We start from the raw sequence: 5,928 nt of genomic DNA, 5'->3' as shown, positions 1-5,928 counted from the left end.
TTTTTTAAATTTATGGTGTGGAATAGTTTATTCCCAGTTCAAGATTTTTTTAAATAAAAAGTTCTCAGCATCTGGTAAGTAGGTTTTAGCAGCTTCCAAATCTTCCTCACACAAGTAATGCAAGTTATTATTCATGACTGTTTGAACTTTCTCACTATTTACGTCAACCAAACGAGGTCTTACTTTTCCATTTTCATCTTCAACATCTTTAAGGAATAGAGGAGAAGAGTCTCCTTTAGGATCAACGGTTACCATACATTTTGATTGTCCAGACTTAAATAGCTTGTACACACCATTTCCTAGCATGGTACATAAATCCAAGTCGTAAGCAACGGGAGGACAACAACGCAATCCGAAACCTAATTCTACTGGACGAGTCCCAATATTTAGATTGTAAGATTTAATCTTACGCTGAATAAACATGTTAAATACGTGCGATTTACTCACATTAAATAACTCTGGGTGACCATGGGCATCGTAAGTAAAATTAATACCTGTACTCTCAATTTCTTTAGTATCCATAAAATGGAAAACGCCTTCACTAATGATAGCAGCTCCGTAATTTAGACCTAGAATTCGACGCTTGATAATTGATGAAATTACCAAGTTTGCAATTTTATCAGCTGAGATATCTGTTTTATTGAACATCTCAGGAATAATAATCATTGGAAAATGAGCGGATGCTCCAATACCAAAAGCTAAGTGACCTGCTTCACGCCCCATTGCTGATAATACAAACCAGTTTTGTGAGGTGCGAGCATCTTCATAAACGGTAGTTGCAATTCGAACCCCCTCGTTTTTTGCAGAATGAAATCCAAAGGTAGGTGAACCTACTGGCAATGGAAGATCGTTGTCGATGGTTTTAGGAACATGAATATTTGAGATTGAAACTTGGTTGTCTTCCAAATATTTAGAAATACGATTTGCTGTTGAAGCCGTATCGTCACCACCAATAGTAACTAATAGTTTTACATTATTCTTAACGAAGAAGTTCGTGCTAAAATCCGTGTCTTTTGGCTTAAAACGACTCATCTTAAGAGAAGATCCTCCTTTACTGAAAATCCCATCCAGAAATGGAAAATCTAAATCCTGAGTTTCAGGATTTTCAGCAAAAAGCCCCTTATAGCCTTCGTGCATTCCAATGACGCGGTAGCCATTTCTTAAGAAAACTTTTCCTACACTACTTATTACTGTGTTTATTCCCGGAGCAGGTCCTCCGCCACATAATATTACTATTGAATCTCTCATGGTTTTATTAGTTGTATTATAAGTCTAGTCTTCAATTTTAATCATCCGGCTTGATGAAAATTATCAAACTGGATTTTTGTTTTTCATGATATAGTTGGCAAAGATAAACCGATCAGATTTAATACAAAATATAATTTGCAGTTATCAAGCTAAAGTCTTAATTTTCTTTAATATAAAAAATGATGTGGTTAATCTATGACAAGATAGATAGTTTAGATATGTAGATAGTTGGATGTGTGCTTGTTTTTATATAGTTTTGAGACGTAAAAAGAACCCAAAATCAAATATATATGCAAAAGTTATCCTATCGATTGATTATCCTTTTAGTGTTTTTTATTCCTTTTTTTGCTCTTGCTCAGACGAATAATATTAACATTAGTTTAGAGGAAGCTCTTTTAAAGGCTGAAGAGAATAATAAAGAGATTCAAAAATCAAAAGCCCGTGTTGATATTGCCAAGGCAAATTATCAACAATCTCATTCCTTGTTCTTACCTGGAATTAATTTATCTCACACTGCAGTTAGAACAAATGATCCTTTAGCGAGTTTTGGATTTAAACTGAAGCAAGAGGTCGTTACAACTGCTGACTTCAATCCTGTTTTATTAAATGATCCGGGTTCTATGGAGAATTTTCAAACTCAGATTAAAGTTGAACAACCTCTTTTAAATTTCGATGGCATACATGAACGCAAGGCGGCTAAGTTTGGCTATGAGGCTGTGAGTTTGCAATCCGCGAGAACATCGGAGTTTATCAAGTTCGAGGTGAAGAAAGCCTATAAGCAATTACAGCTCGCACAAGAAGCCGTTAATGTTTTTGAAGAAGTTAAAGCCAGTACAGAAGCTAACTTAAAACAAAGCTTAGATTTTTTTGAAGAGGATCTGATTAAGGAAGTTGATGTTTTAGCTGCTAAGGTTCGTGCATTAGAGGTTGAAAATCAACTAAACCAAACAAAGAATCAACGTCAGGGGGCAGCTGATTATTTAGCTTTTCTACTAGGTCTTGACTCATCGAATGATTTAATAGCTTCTGATCCCTTTCAAGAACCACTTATGGGTTCAAGTGTTGATGATGAGAAGGCGAACGAAGATCGATCAGATATTTTAGCTTACAAGAAAGGTGTATCGGCAAAGGAGCAAATGTTAAAATCAGCCCGTAATAAGTTCTTACCTCGCATAAATGCTTTTGGAGCATACGAATGGAACGATAAAGAATTCTTAGGCACAAGTGCTAATAATTATATGATTGGTGCTTCATTATCATGGGATTTATTCAAAGGCTATAAGAATATCGGTAATATTAAAAAAGCAAAAGCAGAGCTTCAACTTCAAAAGCTTGATTTCGATGATTATCTGGATCAAAATAACCTGAAGGTGAAAGAAGCTAAACGTTCATTGGTTTTGACTATTCAAATAATTGAAACCGGACGTTTGGCAAAAGAGCAATCAGGCGAAGCTTTGAGAATTCGTACCAATCGTTTTAAACAAGGTTTGGAGAAAATGACTGATTTAATCCAGTCAGAAACCCTTTATGCAACTAAAAACTTAGAATATCTGAATGCCATTAACAATTACTATTCAGCTAAGTTTTATCTGGAATTTCTTTTAGAGAAAGAATTAAAATAAAATCAATAACAACCATCCAATAACCATATTATGAACACACGATATTATTTAAGCCTTTTTATTGCACTCGGATTATTAGCTTCATGTAGCAATGAACCAGCAAAGAAGAAATCAGAAGGTTTCGACCTATCTGTAGAGGTTGCACAAGCAAAAAATATTCAGCAGCCCGAACTATTGAGTTTTACAGGTAAGCTTGAGGCTGCTACATCTTCGAAGTTGAGCACCCGGATTATGGGACAAGTCGAAAAAATACATGTGAAAATAGGAGAAAAGGTCACTAAGGGGCAACTTCTATTGCAGATAAGTGATGCTGATATCCTTGCAAATAAAAAGCAAGCATCAGCTAATATCGCAGTTGCAGAAACTTTATTAGCTGATGCTGAAAAGAATTTGGAGCGTTATCAATCCTTATTCGATAAAAAATCAGCTTCGATGAAAGAATTGGAAGGTATGCAAATTCAGAAAAAAGTTGCTGAATCGAAATTGGAAGCTGCAAAGAGCATGTTGGCTTCTGTAAACGAAAGCTTGAAGTATGCGAATATTAGAGCACCCTATAGTGGTCGTGTTACCAAGCATTTTGTAAAGACTGGTGATTTGGCTTCTCCAGGTATGCCATTATTATCGATTGAGAAAAAAGGGAATTATGAAGTTCTTGCACGTGTTCCTGAGTCGGAGATTTCACAGATCAAGGTTAACGATTATGTAGAGGTTGAATTGACAGCCCTGAATAATCAGCGTATTCAGGCTAGAGTGTCTGAAATTAACCCTTCAACCCTTGATTCTGGTAATCAGTTCGAAGTTAAACTACAGCTTGATGCGATTAAAGATTCTAAATTGAAACTTTACACAGGCATGTTTGCCAAAGTATATATCCAAATGGGAGAAACAAATCGCATTATTATTCCAAAATCAGTTCTTGTCGAAAGAGGTCAGCTAATAGGTGTTTATACTTTAAGTCAGAGTGGAACAGCTCTTTTACGTTGGATTCGTGTTGGGAAAACGTATGGAAATTCAATCGAAGTGCTTTCAGGATTAAGTTCGGGTGAGAAATATATTTTATCCTACGAAGGTAAAATATGGGATGGCGCTAAACTAAAAGTGACTAGCGTAAAGTAATCAAGTAAGTTTCTCAAAAAAACAAGACTAATTTTCTATATCATATGAAAACAGGATTTGCTGGCGGAATAGCCAAACTCTTTATAAAATCGAAACTAACACCTCTGTTAATGATCGCTTTCTTGATCATTGGAGCATACAGTTCGTACCTAACACCTCGAGAAGAAGAACCTCAGATTGATGTACCCATTGCCGATATCTTTTTAGCCTATCCAGGTGCTAGTCCTGCCGAGGTTGAATCTAGAATCGTTAAGCCTCTTGAAAAAGTGGTCGCTAACATTCCAGGCGTAGAGTATGTGTATTCAACATCTATGTCGGAACAAGCGATGCTGATTGTACAGTTTTATGTGGGAGAGGATGTGGAACGTTCTCTTGTTAAAATGTACAATGAGATCATGAAACATATGGATGAAATGCCTCAAGGGATTTCATTTCCGCTAATCAAAACGCGTGCGATTGACGATGTTCCCGTTTTAGGATTGACGCTGTGGAGTGAAAAATATGATGATTTTCAATTACGCCGAATAGCTCAGGAATTGAATAATGAGGTTGAAAAAGTAAGTGAAGTATCATCAACATCAATTAGAGGAGGACGTTCGCGACAACTTCAGGTAATTTTGAATCGTGAGTTGATGGCCAATTACCATATTGATGCTTTAAGTATCGCACAACAAATTAAAGCTTCGAACCAACAAATGGGTTCAGGATCTTTTAATAATAACGATAATCAGTTTCTAGTTAAAACAGGTAATTTCATTGAGAATGCTGAAGAGCTTTCCAACCTGGTTGTTGGAATAAATCAAGGTAGCCCTGTGTATTTGAAACAGGTTGCTGAGGTTGTTGATGGACCAGAAATTCCTTCTCAGTATGTGAGTTTTGGTTATGGAGAAGTTAACGAAAAACAGGTAGATTTTAAGGGCGAATATCCAGCTGTAACACTTTCTATTGCCAAGCGTAGAGGTGCCGATGCGATGAAAATATCAGATCAAATTCTAGATAAACTGGAACTTTTGAAAAAGGATTTAATTCCTTCTGATGTTCATGTTGAAGTGACAAGAAACTATGGTGCGACTGCATCTGATAAAGTAGGAGAACTCTTGTTACACCTTTTAGGTGCAATATTGGCCGTAACCTTTGTGGTGATGTTAGCTATGGGCTGGCGAGGTGGTTTGGTGGTGTTTCTTTCGGTGCCTATTACCTTTGCATTGACCATGTTTAGCTACTATTATTTGGATTATACTTTAAATAGAATCACCCTTTTCGCATTAGTATTTGTAACGGGAATTGTGGTGGACGATTCCATCATTATTGCGGAGAATATGCATCGCCATTTCAAAATGAAGAAGAAATCCTTTATGGAAGCAGCTCTTACTTCAATAGACGAGGTGGGTAATCCAACTATTCTGGCAACTTTCACTGTGATTGCAGCAGTTCTTCCCATGGTTTTCGTATCCGGTTTAATGGGCCCTTATATGAGCCCTATGCCTATTGGTGCATCCATTGCCATGATATTTTCACTCTTGGTTGCCTTAACCATTACGCCTTATTTAGCCTATCGTTTATTGAAAGGTGGAGAGGATGAAGAGGAAGATATTGAAAGCAAGTTTAAATTGGAGGATGGTTATATTTATAAAATTTATAATCGAACCATGCGTCCTATGTTGGAATCTCCAAAGTTGCGCTGGTCTTTTATTATTTCGGTAATCGTTCTTTTATTGGCATCAACCACCTTGGTTTATTTCAAAAAGGTTGCGGTTAAAATGTTGCCTTTTGATAATAAGAATGAATTTCAGGTGATTATCGATATGCCCGAGGGAACAACCCTTGAGCGTACGGCAATGGTAACTAAAGAGCTTGCAGCCTATGTGGCACAGCAAAACAATGTGATGGATTACCAATCTTATGTCGGTACAGCTGCTCCAATGAATTTCAACGGTTTGGT

4 protein-coding genes are annotated in these 5,928 nt (G+C 36.7%); 3 read left to right on the top strand and 1 reads right to left on the bottom strand.

Annotated features, from left to right (window positions below; all coding sequences use genetic code 11):
• Positions 1–27 precede the first annotated feature (27 nt).
• A complete protein-coding gene (locus tag ABY905_RS13005) occupies positions 28–1,248 on the bottom strand; it encodes a 6-phosphofructokinase (RefSeq protein WP_372644561.1) in 1,221 nt (406 codons plus the stop codon).
• A gap of 290 nt (positions 1,249–1,538) precedes the next feature.
• Between ABY905_RS13005 and ABY905_RS13000 the strand changes: the two genes are divergently transcribed.
• From ABY905_RS13000 to ABY905_RS12990, 3 genes are all read left to right on the top strand, one after another.
• Complete coding sequence (locus ABY905_RS13000) at positions 1,539–2,870, top strand: TolC family protein (protein ID WP_372644559.1); 1,332 nt, start codon at positions 1,539–1,541, stop codon at positions 2,868–2,870.
• Between the two features lie 30 nt (positions 2,871–2,900).
• A complete protein-coding gene (locus tag ABY905_RS12995; protein WP_372644557.1) occupies positions 2,901–3,986 on the top strand; it encodes an efflux RND transporter periplasmic adaptor subunit in 1,086 nt (361 codons plus the stop codon).
• Positions 3,987–4,030: 44 nt separating this feature from the next.
• Positions 4,031–5,928: efflux RND transporter permease subunit (locus tag ABY905_RS12990; RefSeq protein ID WP_372644555.1), on the top strand; the 1,898-nt coding region annotated here is incomplete at its 3' end.

This window comes from Ancylomarina sp. (assembly GCF_041555295.1).
GTDB lineage: Bacteria > Bacteroidota > Bacteroidia > Bacteroidales > Marinifilaceae > Ancylomarina.
Note: the sequence above shows the minus strand (reverse complement) of the source record. Positions and strands in the feature narration are given on the sequence as shown.